This window comes from Bacteroides mediterraneensis, from assembly GCF_016900355.1.
In the GTDB taxonomy this organism is placed as follows: domain Bacteria; phylum Bacteroidota; class Bacteroidia; order Bacteroidales; family Bacteroidaceae; genus Phocaeicola.
This window is the reverse complement of the sequence record NZ_JACJKA010000105.1, coordinates 1-253: the sequence shown is the minus strand read 5'-3', so window position 1 is coordinate 253 and position 253 is coordinate 1. Positions and strand designations below refer to the sequence as shown.

Annotated in this window: 1 rRNA gene; it reads left to right on the top strand. The window is 49.8% G+C overall.

The window, feature by feature from the left end:
* Window positions 1–65: ribosomal RNA gene (locus H6A28_RS15040) — 16S ribosomal RNA — on the top strand; the annotation flags it as partial.
* Window positions 66–253 lie beyond the last annotated feature (188 nt).

Sequence of the window (253 nt, the reverse complement as noted above, 5' to 3'; positions counted from 1 at the left end):
TGGTAATTGGGGCTAAGTCGTAACAAGGTAGCCGTACCGGAAGGTGCGGCTGGAACACCTCCTTTCTGGAGAGGGACCGAGAAGAGGTTCTTGCCTTGTACTGCAGATGAGTTTGTTTTTCGATATAAAGAGAGAAAGATGAAGCCGAGTCGGAACGGACGAGGTTGAAATGTCGAACGAGTGAGAGCAGAACCAAGCTCGCTTGGGTTATGCCGAGCGGGGAGACATAAATCATCGGTACGATGATAACTCA